Annotated in this window: 20 protein-coding genes; 1 reads left to right on the top strand and 19 read right to left on the bottom strand. The window is 62.4% G+C overall.

Annotated elements, in window-relative coordinates; genetic code table 11:
- Positions 1–126: 126 nt before the first annotated feature.
- On the bottom strand, positions 127–1,347 hold the full coding sequence (locus tag ACTNAU_RS06525; RefSeq protein WP_185914897.1) for a metal-dependent hydrolase family protein: 1,221 nt from the start codon (positions 1,345–1,347) through the stop codon (positions 127–129).
- 235 nt (positions 1,348–1,582) lie between these two features.
- Positions 1,583–2,791 carry a hypothetical protein gene (locus ACTNAU_RS06520; RefSeq protein WP_185914896.1) on the bottom strand — a complete coding sequence of 403 codons (1,209 nt, stop codon included), beginning with the start codon at positions 2,789–2,791 and terminating at the stop codon, positions 1,583–1,585.
- Positions 2,792–3,105: 314 nt separating this feature from the next.
- Here ACTNAU_RS06520 and ACTNAU_RS06515 point away from each other — a divergent pair, with 314 nt between their 5' ends.
- Positions 3,106–3,567, top strand: coding sequence for a GtrA family protein (locus ACTNAU_RS06515; RefSeq protein WP_441097919.1), 462 nt, complete (start codon positions 3,106–3,108; stop codon positions 3,565–3,567).
- Between the two features lie 1,094 nt (positions 3,568–4,661).
- On the opposite strand, the gene epsC is transcribed toward ACTNAU_RS06515, so the two are convergent.
- The 17 genes from epsC to ACTNAU_RS06430 all read right to left on the bottom strand — a co-directional run bounded on the left by epsC (position 4,662) and on the right by ACTNAU_RS06430 (position 17,603).
- Complete coding sequence (gene epsC, locus ACTNAU_RS06510; RefSeq protein ID WP_185914894.1) at positions 4,662–5,309, bottom strand: serine O-acetyltransferase EpsC; 648 nt, start codon at positions 5,307–5,309, stop codon at positions 4,662–4,664.
- Positions 5,310–5,600: 291 nt separating this feature from the next.
- On the bottom strand, positions 5,601–6,047 hold the full coding sequence (locus ACTNAU_RS06505) for a CD1247 N-terminal domain-containing protein (RefSeq protein ID WP_441097918.1): 447 nt from the start codon (positions 6,045–6,047) through the stop codon (positions 5,601–5,603).
- 60 nt (positions 6,048–6,107) lie between these two features.
- Positions 6,108–6,665 (bottom strand): elongation factor P, encoded by a 558-nt coding sequence (efp, locus tag ACTNAU_RS06500; protein WP_021658448.1) that lies wholly within the window; start codon positions 6,663–6,665, stop codon positions 6,108–6,110.
- 86 nt (positions 6,666–6,751) lie between these two features.
- Complete coding sequence (locus ACTNAU_RS06495; RefSeq protein WP_441097917.1) at positions 6,752–7,804, bottom strand: aminopeptidase P family protein; 1,053 nt, start codon at positions 7,802–7,804, stop codon at positions 6,752–6,754.
- 2 nt (positions 7,805–7,806) lie between these two features.
- A complete protein-coding gene (aroQ, locus tag ACTNAU_RS06490) occupies positions 7,807–8,241 on the bottom strand; it encodes a type II 3-dehydroquinate dehydratase (RefSeq protein WP_021658450.1) in 435 nt (144 codons plus the stop codon).
- Positions 8,242–8,290: 49 nt separating this feature from the next.
- Positions 8,291–9,148, bottom strand: a complete 858-nt coding sequence (locus ACTNAU_RS06485) for a TIM barrel protein (RefSeq protein ID WP_216401812.1) — start codon at positions 9,146–9,148, stop codon at positions 8,291–8,293.
- Position 9,149: 1 nt separating this feature from the next.
- On the bottom strand, positions 9,150–9,632 hold the full coding sequence (locus ACTNAU_RS06480) for a YqeG family HAD IIIA-type phosphatase (protein WP_441097916.1): 483 nt from the start codon (positions 9,630–9,632) through the stop codon (positions 9,150–9,152).
- A gap of 153 nt (positions 9,633–9,785) precedes the next feature.
- Positions 9,786–9,968 carry a 30S ribosomal protein S21 gene (gene rpsU, locus ACTNAU_RS06475; RefSeq protein ID WP_021658453.1) on the bottom strand — a complete coding sequence of 61 codons (183 nt, stop codon included), beginning with the start codon at positions 9,966–9,968 and terminating at the stop codon, positions 9,786–9,788.
- 241 nt (positions 9,969–10,209) lie between these two features.
- On the bottom strand, positions 10,210–12,615 hold the full coding sequence (leuS, locus tag ACTNAU_RS06470; RefSeq protein ID WP_185914890.1) for a leucine--tRNA ligase: 2,406 nt from the start codon (positions 12,613–12,615) through the stop codon (positions 10,210–10,212).
- A 59-nt stretch (positions 12,616–12,674) separates the two neighbouring features.
- Complete coding sequence (gene rsfS / locus ACTNAU_RS06465; RefSeq protein ID WP_059004876.1) at positions 12,675–13,028, bottom strand: ribosome silencing factor; 354 nt, start codon at positions 13,026–13,028, stop codon at positions 12,675–12,677.
- A 28-nt stretch (positions 13,029–13,056) separates the two neighbouring features.
- Positions 13,057–14,190 (bottom strand): LCP family protein, encoded by a 1,134-nt coding sequence (locus ACTNAU_RS06460; protein ID WP_185914889.1) that lies wholly within the window; start codon positions 14,188–14,190, stop codon positions 13,057–13,059.
- A gap of 1 nt (position 14,191) precedes the next feature.
- Complete coding sequence (gene yqeK / locus ACTNAU_RS06455) at positions 14,192–14,758, bottom strand: bis(5'-nucleosyl)-tetraphosphatase (symmetrical) YqeK (RefSeq protein ID WP_441097915.1); 567 nt, start codon at positions 14,756–14,758, stop codon at positions 14,192–14,194.
- A complete protein-coding gene (nadD, locus tag ACTNAU_RS06450; protein WP_185914887.1) occupies positions 14,755–15,363 on the bottom strand; it encodes a nicotinate (nicotinamide) nucleotide adenylyltransferase in 609 nt (202 codons plus the stop codon). Before nadD ends, yqeK begins: the two co-directional genes overlap by 4 nt.
- Before the next feature lie 22 nt (positions 15,364–15,385).
- On the bottom strand, positions 15,386–15,673 hold the full coding sequence (locus ACTNAU_RS06445; protein ID WP_441097914.1) for a YhbY family RNA-binding protein: 288 nt from the start codon (positions 15,671–15,673) through the stop codon (positions 15,386–15,388).
- 47 nt (positions 15,674–15,720) lie between these two features.
- Positions 15,721–16,308 carry an XTP/dITP diphosphatase gene (locus tag ACTNAU_RS06440; protein ID WP_256136334.1) on the bottom strand — a complete coding sequence of 196 codons (588 nt, stop codon included), beginning with the start codon at positions 16,306–16,308 and terminating at the stop codon, positions 15,721–15,723.
- 35 nt (positions 16,309–16,343) lie between these two features.
- Positions 16,344–17,255 carry a signal recognition particle-docking protein FtsY gene (ftsY, locus tag ACTNAU_RS06435; protein ID WP_441097913.1) on the bottom strand — a complete coding sequence of 304 codons (912 nt, stop codon included), beginning with the start codon at positions 17,253–17,255 and terminating at the stop codon, positions 16,344–16,346.
- Between the two features lie 27 nt (positions 17,256–17,282).
- Positions 17,283–17,603: an MGMT family protein gene (locus tag ACTNAU_RS06430; RefSeq protein WP_441097912.1), complete on the bottom strand. Its 321-nt coding sequence runs from the start codon at positions 17,601–17,603 to the stop codon at positions 17,283–17,285.
- Between the last annotated feature and the right edge of the window lie 9 nt (positions 17,604–17,612).

The following is a 17,612-nucleotide window of genomic DNA, read 5'->3' as shown; positions in this document are numbered from 1 at the left end:
CCTCTCTGTTCGCCAAAATCGCGCAGGCAAGCCATTTGTTGCAAATTGCAGTTTAAAGCACGAAAGCGAATAAAGCAACGATAAGTGGCTGCTCACACAGCCACTTATCAGATTATACCAGTATTTTTAGCCCTTGTAAACCACGCCGTCCTTCATGACAAAGGAGCAGTGGTTCATGATTTCGATGTTATCGAAGGGGCTCTCGTCAAAGGCCACCACGTCGGCCAGCTTGCCGGCCTCGATGGTGCCTACCTTGTCGCTCCACTTCATCAGCTCGGCGTTGGTGCGGGTGGCGGCAATCAGGCACTCGGCCACCGGGAACTTGCCGTACTCGGTCATCAGCCCAAACTCGCGGGTCTGCTCGCCGTGCCGGTTGTAGTAGGTGCCGGCATCGGTGCCAAAGCAGATCTTCACGCCCTTGGCGCGGCATTTCTCCAGGTTTTTGCCGTGGTTCTCCAGGCAGCGCTGGGCCTTGCCCACCGCCTCGGCCGGCAGGCCGTTCTCAACGCCCATGGCGACGATCCGCTCGGCGGCGATGATGGTGGGGACCAGGTAGGTGCCGTGCTCGACCATCATGTCCATGCACTCCTCGTCCATCAGCATCCCGTGCTCGATGGAGGTGATGCCGGCGCGGATGGCGATTTTGATGCCCTCGGCCCCGTGGGCGTGGGCGGTGGAGATCTTGCCGCGGGAGTTGGGCACGTCGAGGATGGCCTTCATCTCCTCGTAGGTGAACTCGGGGGCGCCGGGCTCGTCGCCGATGGACATGACGCCGCCGGTGGCCATGACCTTGATCTGGTCAGCGCCGTATTTCAGGGTGTAGCGGGCGGCTTTGCGGCCGGCGTCAGGACTGTCGATGACCTGGCCCATGCTGTGCTGCCCGGTGATGTAGGGGTTGTAGTGGGAGTCGCAGTGGCCGCCGGTGGTGCCGATGGGGATGCCGGAGACGAACATTCTGGGACCGGTGATCTTGCCGGCGTTGATGGCGTCGCGCACGGCGATGTCGGCAAAGCCGTAAGAGCCCTCGTCCCGCACGGTGGTGAAGCCCGCCATCAGGTCGGACTGGGCGTTTTTCATGCTGTCGATGGTCATGTCGCCGATGGTCTTTTTGCCCATGTCGTCCATGCAGGTGACTTCGCCGTTCATGAGGGTGTGCAGATGGGCGTCGATCAGGCCGGGCATGACAAACTTGTCGGACAGGTCGATGACCTCGCAGCCGTCGCAATTGCACCCGGAGATGGGGCCGACCGACTCGATTTTATTGCCGTCGATGACAATGGCGATGTTCTCCAGGACCTTGTCGTCCACCGCGCTGAAAAACTTGCCGCATTTGATCACTTTTTTCACAATCATCCACTCCTTTTTTATTTGAGGGGCTGCCTGCCAGAAAAACCGGTGGACAGCACGTCTGTACGGTGTTGTATTGCCGGGGCACTTTAATGGTTTAAAGCGCTCCCTTTCTGCAAGTGAACCGCCTGCAAAAGCAGGCGGTCAACTCGCAAAACCTTCTTTTCAAACTCACAAGACGCAATTTTTCCCAACAGAAACCGCTTCTGTGAATGCGCGCTCTCCCGCTCTTCCCTTAGGAGAAGATGAAGGGGGAGATGATGCCGGCGAAGACCACCGAGGCGATGGTGACGGTGGTGAAGCCGCCGACGAGCATCTTGGGCAGGATCACGGCGGAGACAGCAGCCTTCTGCTCGTCGCTGGCGTCCAGGCCGGCGACGACCTCGTCGGTGATGACCTGGGTGCCGGGGTAGCCGATGAGGGCGGTCATGCCGATGGCAATGGAGACCAGGGGGCTGTAGCCCAGCAGTTTGCCCATGACGATGGCGAAGATGCCGATGCCGACAGCGCCGATGACCAGGGTGCCGATCAGGGGCAGGATCATGTCGAGGAAGGCAGCCGGGGTGACCGAGGTGAAGGAGCCGGGCAGGACCGCCAGCAGGGCGATGCTGAAGAAGCCGTAGGCGCCGGCCTTGGTCAGGGCGTTTTTGTTCAGGAAGCCGATCTCACAGAAGACGATGCCAAAGAGGAGGTAGGCCACGTTGGGGTTGAGGATGTAGTTGACCGGGTTGGAATTGGGGATGACGGTCAGCATGGCCACAACATAGGCGATGAAGGCCACGATGCCCAGCTTGGCGATGATGGCGGTGGGGGTGTTGAGGCATTTGGGTCCCTCAGGCAGGAAGCGAAGGTTGATCTTCTTTTTCTTGCCGGTGGAAGCGCTCTCGGCGACAACGCCGTTTTTGACCATCTTATTGGCCTCTTTCTTCAGGCAGAAGGAGGCGATGGGCATGCCGACGAACATCTGGAAGGCCACGACCAGCATGGCGAACCCGCCCAGAGCGGGCTTGCCGGCGGCGACGGCGGCGTCATTGGTGATGATGCCGGCAATCAGGCCGCCCGCGATGGGGGAGGCGGCGCTGAGGGCGTACTCCTTGCCGAAGAGCCAGGTGGAGATGGTGAAGCTGACCAGGGCCAGGCCGACCAGGCCAATCAGAGCGATGACAACAGTCTTCCACTCTCTCAGCAGGGACTCCAGGTCGAGGATGGTGCCCAGGTTGACCAGCAGCACGGCGATGCCGAAGGCACTCATCATGCCGGGCAGGGTACTATCCGCAACCGAAGTGGCCGGGATAATGCCAGTCCAGAACCCTACGAGGTAGACAAAGCACCCCACGATAATAGCGGATATCAATCCTTTTGTTTTCTCTGCCACGATGTCGCCGAGGGCGAAGACGACCACGAAGACGACAAACGAGAACAGCGGTGTCCAAATTGTTGTCATCAGATTTCCTCCTAAATCGAATTTGACGAAAGCCGTTGGGGGCCCCGTCGATTTGATACACATTATAGCACGGCCCCAGAGGCTTGTCACCGGGTCGGTCACAGTTTTGTAACATTTTTTATTTTAGCGGTGAAAAGTGGTGAAACGAATAGTGAATTTGGCCAAATTGTAAACAAAAAACCATACAAGATATGCAACGAATGGGAAATTCCGCTCCCACTCGCCTTCCCCTTTCCCCCATTTGGGTGTAAAATAGGACAGAAAGGGCGCATATGCACCAGTATTTTCCGCCCATTTGAGAGGGGGGAGAGCGGTTGCTTCACTGGATACGGGCCCTGATTGGCGACATCGTCAAAAACTGGCGGCAGTTTGCCCACTATGTGTTCTGGGGGGCCATTACCGCCTTTTTAAACCTCTGCCTCTTTTTCGCCCTCGCCAACTGGTGCGGCTGGAACTACGCCGTCGCCAACGTGGCTGCCTGGGTGGTCTATGTGGTGGCGGCCTACTTCTCCAACCGCTGGTTTGTCTTTCGCCAGCGCGGGGGCGGGGCGGGGGCTGTCTGGCGGGGGCTGCGGGATTTTGCCAGCTGCCGGTTGGGCACCTGTATGCTGGAAACCGCCATCATGGCGCTGCTGGTCTCAGGTCTGGGGCTGTCCCAAAACCCGGTGAAAATCGGGGCCTCTGCCCTTTCGGCCACCATCAACTACATTGTCAGCCGGTTCTGGATTTTCGGCAAGGTAAAAAAAGAGGCAAAAAAATACACCGGGCGGGGGTAGCCGATTCCGCGCTGGGAAAGACCGCCCTTTTTGCCGCACCGAAAGCCAAGAGGGACCTGTTTGCAAAATCGTTCCCAATGAAAAGAGAGGGGGGAGCATCGCGCTCCCCCCTCTCTTTTCATTGGGAACGGGTTTGACATAGGCCAAGCCAGCTCCCCTCCCCCGCCGGGCAGACACATTGCCCGCCCTTTTTGAGTGGCAGGGGAGCGGAGACAATCTTGCCACTTCTGCAACTGCTGCTCCCCCTGTTCATTTTCTTCTGCACCGAGGCAAAGGGGCACCGGCGAGTTGGAAAATGGGGCAAAACAGCGGCGATGACCAGGCCACTGGCATGCCAAAAAATCGCCAGTGGCAGCGCCTAAGCGCCCTCATTTGACCGGCAACTTTGTCTTCCCTCCCCCGCCGGGCAGACGCATTGCCTTCCCCCTCTTGTGGGCGGCAGGGAAGCAAGGACAACTTTACCTGCTGCGCCGGCTGGGCACCTGTGCACTCCCTCTGTGCCGAGGCGGAGGGACACCGGTGGGCCGGAAAACCAGCCAAATCGCGCTGACAGGCAGGCCAATACCCCGCGGGAGCTGGACTTGCGGACAGCGGCGTCTAAGTGCCCTCATTTGACCGGCCACTTCTTCTCTCCTCCCCTGCTTCCCTTTGTCCCTCCTTTTTACGGGTGACAAAAGAGCGGGGAACAACTATTCTTCTGCAACACAGCTCTCGGCATTGCTCCCCCCTGCACCGAGGCAGAGGGACACCATCTGGCCCAAAACTGGCTGGACGGCGCTGGTGGTCGGGCCGGAGACACACCGCAAAATCGCGATGGCAGCGCCCGCGCACTCCGTCGACCGGCAAGCCCATCCCCTCTCCCGCTCCGGTCCTGCGCCGCAGGTAAGAGGGCTCTTTTGCAGAATGCTCCTCTCGCCCGCGGGCAAAGCGCCTGCGCGCAGGAAAAGGCTGTGCTTTTCCCGCCCTGCAGAGAAAAGCGGCATACCGGCGAACGGTATGTCCCCGGCCCTATGGCAGCCGACCGGCGGCAGTGAACAGACCGCCGGTGGCCCCGGCAAAATCGCCGGCGGCAGCATTTGAAATGGGGCAGCCGGTCAGCGGGCACTCCTCCCCCGGCCACACTCCCCCTCCAGCCGGTCGAGGCGGCGGGCCAGGTGGGCCAACTGGTTGTGCAGCAAGTCGGGGTAGTCCCGCTGGTTGAGGGCCTCGCTGGCGGGCGGGCCGACCCGGCGGCCGTTTTGGCGGACCACCGCGGCGGGAATGCCGATGGCGGTGGCCCCGGCCGGCACCGGGCGCAGCACCACACTGCCCGCACCAATGCGGCTGCCGTCCCCGATCTCGATGGGGCCCAGCACCTTGACACCGGCCCCCAGCAACACGTCGTTGCCCACAGTGGGGTGGCGCTTGCCCTCCCCCTTGCCGGTGCCTCCCAGGGTGACCCCGTGGTAGATGGTGCAGTTGTCCCCCACCACGGCGGTCTCGCCGATGACCACCCCGGCCCCGTGGTCGATGAAGAGGCCGCGGCCGATCTGGGCCCCGGGATGGATCTCAATGCCGGTAAAACTCCGCCCCAGCTGGCTGAACAGCCGGGCGAGAAAGAAGTGTTGCCGCCGGTAGAGGCGGTGGGCGAGCCGGTACCACAACAGGGCGTGGTAGCCGGGATAGAGCAAGATGACCTCGGCCAGACTTCTGGCAGCGGGGTCTTTTTTTAAGATGGAGCGGGCGTCTTCAAGCCATTTCAATGGAACTTTCCTCCTGTGGCAGCGGGCCGCGCCGAACAGGCGGCGGCCGGTTGACGGCGGCTGTCACGGGCGGAGACATCGCCCCCAGGGGCGGCGAAGGGGGAACCCCTTGCGCCGCTTTTTCGCGCGGGCAGTCAGTGCGCTCATCACAGGGTCTCCCCTCCTCTCTGCGGCCTTTCGCGGCCGCTGGTACAGTGTATGTCGGGCGGGCGGCGCCGGCCCGGCAAAAGAAAAAAAGAGAGCCGCCCGGCACACACCGGGCAGCTCTCGATCGCAGTCGCTTGAAGGGGGCTACTCCTTCTCCTCGTGGTCGCAGCCGCAATCGCAGCAGCCGCACTCCTCTTCGTCGTCAAAGGCGAAGTCGGTGTCCAGTTCCAGCTCCTCGCCACAGTTGGGGCAGGGCATGGAACCCACGTCGGTCAGGGTGTCCTCGTCGACATAGATGGTCTCGCCGCAGGTGGGGCAGGTCACTTCGTACATGGGCTCATCGCAGCAACAGTCATCATCGTCGTCTTCGTCGCCGTAGAGGTCGTCCTCCACATCGGAGAGATCCTCGTCCAGCTCCTCCACGAAGTCCATCACTTCGTCCAGGTCTTCCTCGATGTCGTCGACAGTCAGAGCCAGGTCCTCGATGATGTCGACCATCGCCAGGATGATCTTGGACTCCTTTTTGCCCTTGTCGATGTCCAGCCCCTCGATGAGGCCCTTCAGGTAGGATACTTTTTCGCCGATGGTCATAGCTTGTCTCTCCTATTCAAATCAATTGGGGAAAGAGCGGGCGGGCAGAGTGGTTCTGTCCTACGCTCTCTCCATGTACTCGCCGGTGCGGGTGTCGATGCGGATGCGGTCGCCCTCGCTGAGGAAGAGGGGGACGCGGATCTCGGCGCCAGTCTCCAGCGTGGCCTCTTTCAGGGTGTTGGTGGCGGTGTTGCCCTTGAAGCCGGGGTCGGTCTTGGTGATCTCCAGCTCGACAAAGAAGGGGGGCTCAACGCCAAAGACGTTGCCCTTGTAGGACAGCACCTTGACCACGGTGTTCTCTTTGACAAACTTGAAGTTGTCGCTGAGGATAGACTTGTTGATGGGCAGCTGCTCGTAGGTCTCCTCATCCATGAAGTAGTAGAGGTCGCCGTCGTTGTACAGGTACTGCATGTCCCGCCGGTCGATAAAGGCGGTGGGGTATTTGTCGTTGGGGTTGAAGGTCTTCTCCAAAACCCCGCCGGTGATGACGTTTTTAATTTTAGTGCGGACGAAGGCGGCCCCCTTGCCGGGTTTTACGTGCTGAAATTCCACTACCTGCACGACGGTGCCGTCCATCTCAAAAGTAACTCCGTTGCGAAAATCTCCCGCAGAAATCATGATCCATCCTCCAAATCATTAGTTCTTATCCATTCTATCCTATCACCGTCTATTTTTCAAGTTCTTTTTCCGCCTGGCGCCGGGGGTTAGAGGAGGAGCAGCTCCTTGGGGGAGTGGGTGATGTCCTCGGTCCCCTGGGGGGTGATGACCACCATGTCCTCGATGCGCACCCCGAACTCGCCGGGCAGGTAGATGCCCGGCTCCACGGTGATGACCATCCCCTCTTCGAGGGCGGTCTTGCAGCCGGGCGAAAAGCGGGGCTCCTCGTGGATGTCCAGCCCCACCCCGTGGCCCAGGCCGTGGCCGAATTGGGCCCCGTAGCCGAAGGAGGCGATGTAGTCCCGGCTGGCCCGGTCGACCTCCTCGCAGACGACACCCGCCTGGGCGGCGGCAATGCCGATCTCGTTGGCCTTGAGAACGATGTCGTAGATCTGGCGCTGTTTTTCGCTGACTTTCCCCAGGGCCACGGTGCGGGTCATGTCGCTGCAGTAGCCGTCCACCGTGCAGCCAAAGTCCATGGTGAGGAAATCGCCCGCCTGCAGCGCGTAGTCCCCCGGCACCCCGTGGGGCTTGGAGGAGTTTTGCCCCCCCACCACGATGAAGTCGAAGGAGACCCCTTCGGCCCCCTGACGGCGGATGAAAAACTCCATCTCCAGGGCGATCTCCCGCTCGGTCTTCCCCGGGGCGATGTGGCCGAGAATGTGCTGGAAGGCCTCGTCGGTGAGGGCCTGGGCGGCCTTTATCTTGGCGATCTCAGCGGCGCTCTTGCGCATCCGCAGGCCGCCCAGCACCTCTTCAAAGCCGCTGCCGTCCACCAGCTGGGCGGGGAGTTTCTCCATCCACCCGCGGGCCTTCGACAGGGAGCAGAGGGAGTCCACCACCCCGTAGGACCGGACTCCATGTCGGGCAAACAACTCGCCGATCTGGGCGCAGAGTTTGTCCTGCAAGAGCACCTGACAATCCCGCGCGGCGGCCCGGGCCATCTCGATGTAGCGAAAGTCGATGATCAGGTAGGTCTCCTCCCGGGTGACGACGACGGTGCCCGCCGAGGAGCGGACCCCGGTGAGGTACTGGCGGTTCTTCTCATCGTCCACCAGGGCGGCGTCAATGCCCTGGGGCAGCAGTTCACAGACGCGCATGGCTACACCCTCCCCGCCAGGGCCTCGATGGCCAGCAGATAGCCCTGGGTGCCCAGGCCGCAGATTTGGCCCACGCAGACCGGGGCGGTCACCGAGCGGTGGCGAAACTCCTCCCGCTGGTGGACGTTGGAGATGTGCACCTCCACCGCCGGCAGCTTGACGGCGGCCAGCGCGTCGCGGATGGCGTAGCTGTAATGGGTGTAGGCGCCAGGGTTGATGACGATCCCCTGAAAGTCGGTCAGGCCCCGGTGGATGAAGTCGATGAGCTCGCCCTCGCCGTTTGCCTGAAAACAGATGCAGGAAAGCCCCAGCTCGGCGCATTTCTGGCGGCAGGACTCCTCCACGGTCTGCAAATTTTCCAGCCCGTAGTGGCCCGGTTCCCGCACCCCCAAAAGGTTCATGTTGGGCCCGTTGATGATGGCAATGGTCTTTTTCACGTGGATCCACCCCTCTTTATTTTTTCCGCCCTGCCGGGCGGGACAGAGCTCACTTTTGCAGGGAGCGGTAGTAGTCTTTCATGGTGCGGGCGTCCTCGGCCTGGGTGCCGGCGGACTCACAAATGAAGGTGGGGCTGCTGCCGTACTGGCAGATGAGCTCCATCAGCGGCTCATAGGCGGGGCCGTAAACGGTGTCGGCAAAGGTCAGGTGGGCCTTTTCGCCCCCCTTTTCGGTGTACTGGATCTTGGAGAAGTGGGCGTGAAATCCCTTCATCCGCCCCTCTCCCAGCCGCTCCCCCACCGCCAGCAGGATGGCCTCGTAATCGCTCTTCTGGGCGACGCCGCCCAGGGTGCGGGCGTTGAGGTGGCCAAAGTCGATACAGGGGATCAGCCGCTCGTCGAGACAGCAGAGGGAGAGCACCTCGTCCAGGGTGCCCAACTGGTTGATCTTCCCCATGGTCTCGGGGCAGAGGTGGACGTGGCCCAGCCCCTCCTCGTCCATGGCCGCCAGGGCCCGCTGCAGGGTGTCGCCGGCCAGGGCCAGGGCCTCCTCCCTGCTGATTTTCGAGCAGGAGCCGGAGTGGACCACCACCCGGTCAGCCCCCATGCCGGCGGCGGCGCGGACACTCTGGAGGATGTACTCCACCGACTTCTGGCGCTTCTCCTCCTCCACCGAGGAGAGGGAGATGTAGTAGGGGGCGTGCAGGGAGAGGGAGATGCCGTGCTCCACTGCCTTTTTGCCAAAGGCGGCCGCCGCCTCGGGGCTGATGCGCACCCCGTGGCCGCACTGGTACTCGTAGCAGTCAAGGCCCATCTTCTCCACATAGCCGGGGGCCTGGATGGTGGCCTTGTACCCCTGGTCTTTAAAGCTCTGGGAATTGCCCGCCGGGCCGAATTTTGCCGCCATTTCAGTCCTCCTCCCGCTTGATGAACAGCCGTTCCAGCTTGCGCTTGAACTGGATCTGCGCCAGCTCCTGCTCGTCGATGGGGTTGACCAAAATGGTCTTGACCCCGGCGATGTTCCCCCCCAGCATGTCGGTGAAGAGCTGGTCGCCCACCATGGCGCAGGCCTCCCGGGGCAGCCCCAACAGCGCCACCGCCCGGCGGTAGCTCTTCGGCAGGGGCTTTTTGGCGCTGTGGACATAGGGCAGGCCCAGCAGCTGGGCAAAGGGGCGCACCCGCTCCTCCCCATTGTTGGAGATGATGCAGAGTTTGATCCCCCCCGCCCGCATGGCCTCGACCCATTCGCGCGCCCCCGGCGCCGGGGTGGGGTCGTCGTGTTTGGCAAGGGTGTTGTCGATGTCGACGATCAGCCCGCCGATGCCGGCGGCCTTCAGAAATTGCAGGGTCACCCCCTGCACGCTCTTTTGCATGTAGTCCGGTCTCAGCACCTGCTCGCTCCCCCTTTCGGGCGGCCGCGGCCGCCTTTTTAGTATCTCAAAAAATTGTTTCAAAATTGCAAAGAAATTGAAGCCAGCAAATGAAAAAGCGGGCTGCAAAGCCCGCTTTTATCTTTTGTTCGCCGTACCGATGGACCTGCAAGCTTATCTCTTTTTGAATTTGCGCTTGCGAGCCGCTTCGGATTTCTTTTTGCGTTTTACAGAGGGCTTCTCGTAGTGCTCACGTTTGCGAACCTCCTGCAAGACACCCGATTTGGCGCACTGGCGTTTGAACCGCCGCAGCGCGTTGTCCAAGCTCTCATTGTCTTTGACGCGAATTTCCGACATTTACTTCCCCTCCCTCCGCCATGCGGCAGGAGTTTACGGCGCTGCGCCCCCGCAGGGACCGCCCCGTAAGATGCCGCCGCCCAGGGCTCTCGCCCGTGGACCTGGCCGCTACAAGTTGTACCGGCAGGCGCAACTTGTATAACAGAGACTATTATACAATGCCCTGCCAAGGGCTGTCAATAGCTTGCAGGGGGCAAGTTGGAAAAATTCAAAAAGCAAGCGGTTTCCAGCAAAAAACTCCCTATTTGATAACGATGTTCACCAGCCGGCCGGGGACGTAGATCTCGCGGATGGGCATCTTCCCCACCAGCGCCTCGGCGATGGCGGCGTTGTCCTTGGCGATCTGGATGGCGGTCTCCTTGTCGCAGTTGACCGGCACCACGATCTTGGCCCGCACCTTGCCGTTGACCTGCACCGCCAGCTCCACCGTCTCGTCGACGCACTTGCTCTCGTCGAAGAGCGGCCACTTCTCCTTGGCCAGCATGGGGCCAAAGCCGTGCTTCTCGTACATCTCCTCGGTGAGGTGGGGGGCAAAGGGGTTGAGGATGACCAGGAAGTCGTGCAGCTCGTCCTTGGTGATCCCCTTCTTGGCGTAGATCTCGTTGATGAGGGCCATCATGGCGGCGATGGCGGTGTTGAACTTGAGGTTCTCGATGTCCTCGGTCACCTTTTTGATGGTCTTGTGGAAGCTGACCTCCAGCTCTTTGGAGTAGCCCTCGCCCGGGATGAGCAGCTTGGAGAGCCCCCAGACCCGGTCCAAAAACCGGCTGCAGCCCTTGATGGAGTCGGCGCTCCAGGGGGCGGCCTTCTCAAAGTCGCCGATGAACATCTCGTACAGCCGCATGGTGTCGGCCCCGTACTGGTCGACGATGTCGTCGGGGTTGACCACGTTGCCGCGGGACTTGGACATCTTCTCCCCGTTCTCGCCCAAAATCATGCCGTGGCTGGTGCGCTTGGCATAGGGCTCCTTGGTGGGGACCACCCCGATGTCGTAGAGGAACTTGTGCCAGAAGCGGGAGTAGAGCAGGTGCAGGGTGGTGTGCTCCATCCCCCCGTTGTACCAGTCCACCGGCAGCCAGTACTCCAGCGCCTCTTTGCTGGCGATCTCCTGATCGTTGTGGGGGTCGCAGTAGCGCAGGAAGTACCAGGAGGAACCCGCCCACTGGGGCATGGTGTCGGTCTCCCGCTTGGCGGGCCCGCCGCAGTGGGGGCAGGTGGTGTTGACCCAGTCGTCGAGCTTGGCCAGGGGGGACTGCCCGTCCTCGGTCTGGTGGAAGTCGGCCACCTCGGGCAGTTTCAGGGGCAATTCGGACTCGGGCAGCGGCACCCAGCCGCACTTCTCGCAGTAGACCATGGGGATGGGCTCGCCCCAGTAGCGCTGGCGGCTGAAGACCCAGTCGCGCAGCTTGAAGTTGACCTTGGGGTGGCCCTTGCCCTCTTTTTCCAGCCAGGCGATGATGGCCTTCTTGGCCTCCTCCACCTTCATGCCGTCCAGGAAGCCGGAGTTGACCATCACCCCAGTGGCGCAGTCGGTGAACGCCTCTTTCTCCACGTCGCCGCCGGCCACCACCTCGACGATGGGCAGGTCAAAGGCCTTGGCAAAGTCGTAGTCGCGGGTGTCGTGGGCGGGCACCGCCATGATGGCGCCGGTGCCGTAACTCATGAGCACGTAGTCGGAGATGAAGATGGGGATCTCCTTGCCGCTGACCGGGTTGATGGCCCGCACCCCCTGGATCTCGACGCCGGTCTTCTCCTTTTGCATCTCGGTGCGCTCAAAGTCGGACTTGCGGGCCGCCTTCTCGCGGTACTCCAGCAGCGCGGGCATGTTGGTGATCTGCCCGGCCCACTGGTCGATGTAGGGGTGCTCGGGGGAGAGGACCATATAGGTGGCCCCAAACAGGGTGTCGGGGCGGGTGGTGTAGACGGTCAGCTTCTCACCGGCGGTGGTGGTGAAGTCCACCTCGGCGCCGGTGGAGCGGCCGATCCAGTTGATTTGGGAGCTCTTGACCCGGTCGATGTAGTTGACCTCTTCCAAATCGTCGATCAGCCGCTGGGCGTACTCGGTGATCTTCAGCATCCACTGGCTCTTGACCTGGCGGATGACCTCGCCCCCGCAGCGCTCGCAGACGCCGCCGACCACCTCTTCGTTGGCCAGCACCACCTTGCAGGAGGTGCAGAAGTTGACGGCCATCTCCTTTTTGTAGGCCAGCCCCCGCTTGTACAGCTGCAGGAAGATCCACTGGGTCCACTTGTAGTAGCTGGGGTCGGTGGTGTTGACCTCCCGGTTCCAGTCAAAGGAGAGGCCCAGGGACTTGAGCTGCTCTTTGAAGTGGGCGATATTTTTGGCCGTGACGATCTCGGGGTGGATGCCGGTTTTGAGGGCGTAGTTCTCGGTGGGCAGGCCAAAGGCGTCCCACCCCATGGGGTAGAGGACGTTGTACCCCTCCAGCCGGCGCTTGCGCGCCACGATGTCCAGCGCGGTGTAGCTGCGGGGGTGCCCCACGTGCAGGCCCTGCCCCGAGGGGTAGGGGAACTCCACCAGGGGGTAAAACTTGGGTTTGGAAAAGTCGGTGGTGGCGGCAAAGACATTCTCCTCGTCCCACCGGTCCTGCCATTTCTTTTCGATCTGTTTGAAATCGTAGCTCAACGCTGTATCCTCCCTCAAAACGCCCCAAAGGCCGCGGTCTCCCGCGGCTTTTGGCTGCCTTATTTTTTCAGTTCGTCAATGGCCACCGGCTTGCCGTCAGCCCAGAGCCGCTCGAGCCCGTAGAACTCGCGGGACTCTTTATGAAAGACGTGGACGATCACGTCGCCGTAGTCCAAGACGATCCACCCGGCGGACTGGTAGCCCTCGATCCGGTCCGGCTCCACCCCGTTTTGCCCCAGGAAGAAATCCACCTGGTCGGCCAGGGCCTTCACCTGGGTGGTGCTGGTGCCCTCGCAGAGGACGAAATAGTCCCCCAGGGTGGACACTTTGGAGATGTCGAGGACCTTGATGTCCCCGGCTTTTTTGTCTTCTAGTGCCTGCACAGCCAGTGCGGCGATCTCTCTTGCAGTCATTCTCTGCTCCCTTTTTATCAGTTGGTCTTTACTTGCCGCTGGAGGAGCTGGAGGAGGCGGCCGAACTGCTGCTCTCCTTGCCGGAAATGGTGTCTTTGCCCGGCTTGGCCCCTCCCAACAGGTCGTCGATGGTGTTGCCGTTTTTGTCGTACCAGGAAGAGGAGTTGGCCACCTCGGGGCAGGTCAGCTCTTCGGCCGGCACCGCCTCGGTGTGGGGGCGAAACTTCTCGTTGAGGAGGTTTGCCAGCTCCTCCTTGTGCACCGAGTAGATGGACAGCCCCGCCTTGGAGTAGGCGGGCTCGCCGGGCACCATGTACATCTCGACTTGCGAGAGGTCCAGTTTGGATGCCTTCTGGGCGTAGTTCAGGATGTCGGCGCCGGTCAGGTCGGTCTCGACCTTGTCGTAGCACAGCCCCACCAGCTTGATCATCTCGTTGGTGGAGAGCTTGGTGATCTTCTCCATCCCCGCGGCGATGAAGAGCCGCTGGGCCTTGACCCGGCCCAAATCGCCCTCGGCGTAGAGTTCGCGGGAGCGGACAAAGCACTGGGCCTGCTCGCCGCTCAGGGTCTGCTGGCCGGCCTTGATTTCAAGCCCCTCCTCGACAATGGTCACGTCGTAGGGGACGTTCATCTCGATGCCGCCGATGGCGTCCACCGCGTCGATGAAGGTCTGCATGGTGATGGTGATGTAGTGGTCGATGGGCAGCTGGTACTGGGTGGTGATGTAGTTGACCAGGTTGAGGATGTGCTTGTCCTTGTTCTCCCCGCGGGAGAAGACGGCGTTGATCTTGCCCGAGGGGATGTTGTCGCCCACGTAGGTGTCCCGCGGGATCTGCAGGATGTGGGCGGTCCCGTCCTCCATATTGAAGTTGACCACCATGATGACGTCGGTGAGTTCGTGATCGGCGTATTCGGGGCGGGAGGTGTCATTGTCGGTGCCGACGATGAGGATGTTCACCGACTTCTCCTGCACCGCCTGCGAGTTGCCGTATTCGGACATGTCCGCGCCGCCGAAGAGGTTGGAGTGCAGCAGCACGTACACCGCTGTTCCCCCCGCTATCACCAGGGCCAAAACCACCGTGGTGACGATGAGCGCGATCTTCTTTTTTCTGCTGCCGGTCTTCTTGCCTTTGTGGGGGGTCTCCCGCATCCTCTTTGCCATGTTACTCTCCCTTGATGTAGTGGTTATACGCCGTGACCGACCCCTCGAAGATGGGGCGGCCCCTCTGGGCCAGGTAGAGCAAATTGTTCTGTAGGGCCCAGGCCATAGCGCGGTTTAAATCGGTAAAACAGAGCTGTCGCAGCTGCTCCACCCCGGCGAAGGTCCGCTCGGGGCCGGTCATGTCCGCCAGAAAGACGATCTCCTCCTCCGCCGACATGTTGGGCCGGCCGGTGGTGTGGTAGAAGATGGCGTCGAGCACCCGGGCATCGGCGACGCCGAAGTGCTCCCTGGCAAAAGCTGCCGCCGCCGGCCCGTGCAGCAGCGCGCGGCTGCTGCGGGCCAAGGCATTGTTTATTATAGCAAACTCTCTGCACCAATGCAACAAAGTGTCCAGGCTTTCCTCCTTCATGCAGTCGTGCAGCCAGGCCGCCTGCAGACAGACATCCTCGTCGGCCCCGTGGTGCCGCGCCAGGGCGCCGGCCTGCTCCACCACGTTTTTGGTGTGGCGGTAGCGCTCGTCGGAGAGGTGGGCCTTGACGTACTCGCGGTAGGGTTTATAGGGGTTCACTTTCCATCCTCCCCTCGGTAGAGGCGGCGCTCCTCGATGTAGCGCAGCACCGCCGGGTCCAAATAGTCCGACACGTCCTCCCCGGCCGCAAGCCGGGCCCGCAGCCAGGTGGAGGAGACCTCCAGCGGGGGGGCGTCCACCAGCAGGAAGGTCCCCCCCTCGGCCCGCAGGGAGTCGGCCGCCCCCTGCAGGGCGGCGCGGTCGTCCTCCCGCCGCGGGGCCACGCAGAAGGTCGCCATCCCCAGCAGCTCCCGGTAGCGGTGCCACTGGCGAAAACTCAAGAGCATGTCGCTGCCCATGAGGAAGAAGAGCCGGTCTTCGGGCCAGCGGCGGTGGAATTCCGCCAGGGTGTCGAAGGTGTAACTCCGCCCGCCCCGGCGCAATTCCACGTCGCTGATCTCCACCGGGACCCCCCAGTCGCAGAGGGCGGCCATCTCCAGCCGCTGGGCGGGGCTGGCCCCCGCCGCCGGGGCCTTGTGGGGGGGCTGAAAGGTGGGCACCACAACGCAGCGCGCAAGGCCCAGCGCCCGGCAGATGGCCCCCACCAGCAGGGTGTGCCCCCGATGGGGCGGGTTGAAGGTGCCGCCAAAAATCGCCGTATCCATCTCGCTCGCGTCCTCCCTCGCCCTACAGGGTATAGGCGGAGTCCTTTTTCTTCTGCTTGAAGAGGATGAACTTGGTGCCGATGACCTGCACCACCTCGCTCTTGGTGTACTCGGCTAGCTCGGCCGCCGCCTCGCGGGGGGTGTAGGGGCTGTTTTCCAGCACCCGGCCCTTGATCAGCTCCCGGGAGGCCAGGGCGTCTGCCACCTGCTTGGTGACCGCCGGCTCGACCCCATTCTTGCCGATTTGGACGATGGTGTCCAGGCCGTTGGCGCGGCCCTTCAAATACGCTCTCTGTTTGCTTGTCAACATGGTCGCTGTTCCTCTCTATCTCTCACGGGCCGGGCCGGCGGCGCGGCTCACAGGTATTTTTTCAGCTCTTCCACAAAGAGCCGCAGGGCCTTGCCCCGGTGGCTCATGGCGTCCTTCTCCTCGGGGGGGATGCTGGCAAAGCTCCGCCCCTCCCCCACCTGGAAGATGGGGTCGTAGCCAAAGCCGTTGTAGCCGATGCGCTGGTGGGCAATCTGCCCCACGCACTCGCCCCGGGTGTGAAAGCTGCGCCCGTCGGGGAAGACGATGGTGATGACGCTGACAAAGCGGGCGGTGCGCCCCTCGTCGGGGACGTCTTGGAGGGCCGCCAGCAGTTTGTCCACATTCTCGTCGTCGGTGGCGTTCTCCCCGGCGTAGCGGGCCGAGTAGACCCCCGGCGCGCCGTCCAAGCAGTCCACCGACAGGCCGCTGTCGTCGGCCACCGCCGGCAGGCCGGTCAAGTCGCAGATGGTCTGGGCCTTGATGCGGGAGTTCTCTTCAAAGGTGGTGCCGGTCTCCTCGATCTCCTGGCGGATGCCGGCCTCCTTTAAAGAGACGCACTCCACCCCGTAGGGCTCCAGGATGCGGTGGAACTCCCGCACCTTTTTGTCGTTGTTGGTGGCGATGAGCAATTTCACAGCCTCTGTCCTCCTATTTGTTGTCGTCTGGGGCGCTACTCCTCGCAGAAGAGGGCGTCCACAAAGGTCTGGGCGTCAAAGGGCTGCAGGTCGTCGATCTGCTCCCCCACCCCGATATACCGCACCGGCAGGCCCAACTGGTCCTTGATGGCCACCACCACCCCGCCCTTGGCGGTGCCGTCGAGCTTGGTGAGAACGATGCCGGTCAGATCGGTGACCTCCATAAACTGCTTGGCCTGGTTGACCCCGTTCTGGCCGGTGGTGGCGTCGAGCACCAAGAAGGTCTCCTTCTTGCTGTCGGCGGCCTCCCGGTCAATGACCCGGTTGATCTTGGCCAGTTCGTCCATGAGGTTTTTCTTGTTGTGCAGCCGGCCGGCGGTGTCGCAGATGAGGACGTCCACCCCCCGGGCCTTAGCGGCGGCCACCCCGTCGTAGATGACGGCGGCGGGGTCGCTCCCCTCCTGGTGGGCGATGACGTCGCAGCCGCTGCGCTGCCCCCAGACCTGTAGCTGGTCGATGGCCGCGGCGCGGAAGGTGTCGGCCGCGCTCAAAAGCACCGTGTGCCCCTGGTTTTTGAGCAGGGCGGCCAGCTTGCCGATGGTGGTGGTCTTGCCCACCCCGTTGACCCCGATGACCAGCAGCACCGTGGGCTTGGTGGTGATCTCCAAAGCGGTGTCGCCCTGGAGGATGTCCAGCAGGACCCCCTTCAGGTAGCGGCGGATCTCCTTGGGGTCGGTGACCCGGTCGCGCTTGACGGCCTCCCGCAGTTTCTCCACGATCTTGAGGGAGGTGTCCACCCCCACGTCGGCCATGATGAGGGTCTCTTCGATCTCCTCGAAGAGGTCCTCGTCGATTTTGGTAAAGCTGGCGGCAATGCCACCCAGGGCCCCGGCAAAGGAATCCCGGGTCTTTTGCAGCCCCTTTTTAAATTTGTCAAACAGCCCCATGCTGCGCCTCCTCTCAAGCGGTTGCACTCATTCGGTCTTCAGGGTACCATCCCAGCGGTATCTCTGCAGGTCCACCCGCCGGTCAGGGGTGATTTCGACCCCCTCCGCCTCCAGCAGGAGGCGCTGTTCGTCCAGGGGGCCAAAGGTCCCCTCCGGCGCCAGGCGGCCCTCTCTCCCCACCACCCGGTGGCAGGGAACGCCGGCGCCCGCGGGGCAGCGGCGCATGGCGCCGCCCACCACCCGCGAGGCCCGGGGGCTGCCGGCGAGAAGGGCCAGCTGGCCGTAGGTGGCCACCCGGCCGCGGGGGATCTGTCGGGCCAGGGCGTAGACGGTCTGGTAAAAGTTCATCTGCCCACC

Origin of the sequence: Bittarella sp. HCP28S3_D9, from assembly GCF_052065655.1 — a bacterium.
Classification (GTDB): Bacteria; Bacillota; Clostridia; order Oscillospirales; family Ruminococcaceae; genus Bittarella; species Bittarella massiliensis.
The sequence above is the reverse complement of the archived record's forward strand: the minus strand, read 5'-3'. Positions and strand labels throughout refer to the sequence as shown.

What these genes read in the sequence shown, in the direction of transcription:
- ACTNAU_RS06485 (WP_216401812.1), bottom strand. Translation starts at nt 9,148, where the DNA reads ATGGCGGCAAAATTCGGCCCGGCGGGCAATTCCCAGAGCTTTAAAGAC.
- rsfS (WP_059004876.1), bottom strand. Translation starts at nt 13,028, where the DNA reads ATGACTGCAAGAGAGATCGCCGCACTGGCTGTGCAGGCACTAGAAGAC.
- ACTNAU_RS06445 (WP_441097914.1), bottom strand. Translation starts at nt 15,673, where the DNA reads ATGTTGACAAGCAAACAGAGAGCGTATTTGAAGGGCCGCGCCAACGGC.
- efp (WP_021658448.1), bottom strand. Translation starts at nt 6,665, where the DNA reads ATGATTTCTGCGGGAGATTTTCGCAACGGAGTTACTTTTGAGATGGAC.
- rpsU (WP_021658453.1), bottom strand. Translation starts at nt 9,968, where the DNA reads ATGTCGGAAATTCGCGTCAAAGACAATGAGAGCTTGGACAACGCGCTG.
- ACTNAU_RS06495 (WP_441097917.1), bottom strand. Translation starts at nt 7,804, where the DNA reads ATGCGCGTCTGTGAACTGCTGCCCCAGGGCATTGACGCCGCCCTGGTG.
- ACTNAU_RS06460 (WP_185914889.1), bottom strand. Translation starts at nt 14,190, where the DNA reads ATGGCAAAGAGGATGCGGGAGACCCCCCACAAAGGCAAGAAGACCGGC.
- nadD (WP_185914887.1), bottom strand. Translation starts at nt 15,363, where the DNA reads ATGGATACGGCGATTTTTGGCGGCACCTTCAACCCGCCCCATCGGGGG.
- ACTNAU_RS06505 (WP_441097918.1), bottom strand. Translation starts at nt 6,047, where the DNA reads ATGACCATCGGCGAAAAAGTATCCTACCTGAAGGGCCTCATCGAGGGG.
- ftsY (WP_441097913.1), bottom strand. Translation starts at nt 17,255, where the DNA reads ATGGGGCTGTTTGACAAATTTAAAAAGGGGCTGCAAAAGACCCGGGAT.
- ACTNAU_RS06430 (WP_441097912.1), bottom strand. Translation starts at nt 17,603, where the DNA reads ATGAACTTTTACCAGACCGTCTACGCCCTGGCCCGACAGATCCCCCGC.
- ACTNAU_RS06520 (WP_185914896.1), bottom strand. Translation starts at nt 2,791, where the DNA reads ATGACAACAATTTGGACACCGCTGTTCTCGTTTGTCGTCTTCGTGGTC.